Here is a 541-nt window from a genome sequence, read left to right on the forward strand (position 1 = left end):
CGGATGCGGTTATAGAGTATTTCGAGCGGGGGCGTGGACGTCCCTAAATTGCTGCTTCCACGCCTGATCGTGTAGTACAGCTTGTTGACCCGGTCCGGATGTAGTCGACCCTTGGGAATACGCAGCGTGGTGCGTGCGTTCGGATCGACAATGGTTTCGCTGTCCAGTGCTGCCGGTTCCCCCTCAAGCCAAAGCTCCATGATGTCTCCGGGATTCATGGTGCCCGTCGGCGGCGGATCGACGAGAACGACAGCGCCTTCACCATCGGTGACCAGATCATAGGCGACCAGGGGCACTCCGATATGCGCACCTTCTACGGGCGTGGTGTGGCCATTGACGATTGGCGGATAGAGGACGAGAACGGTGTTGTCCGGTGGGGTTGAAGTGGTCACGGATGAGGCTCCTGCGCGGTGGGAACGGGCAGGAGCTATCAGAGCGCTAAACGATGAATTTCGCACCTGACAGATCTGACAGGTGACGGCGGTTTTGCGACGAGTGGTCGTGTACTGTATGAAAAAACCGCCGTCCCGGTTGATTCGGA

At 58.4% G+C, this 541-nt stretch carries 1 pseudogene; it reads right to left on the bottom strand.

The window, feature by feature from the left end:
* A pseudogene (locus tag ACM6JM_RS19270) lies at nucleotides 1-392 on the bottom strand (hypothetical protein); the annotation flags it as partial.
* Between the last annotated feature and the right edge of the window lie 149 nt (nucleotides 393-541).

Origin of the sequence: Pseudomonas sp. IT-P2 (genome assembly GCF_949767575.1) — a bacterium.
Classification (GTDB): Bacteria; Pseudomonadota; Gammaproteobacteria; order Pseudomonadales; family Pseudomonadaceae; genus Aquipseudomonas; species Aquipseudomonas pharyngis.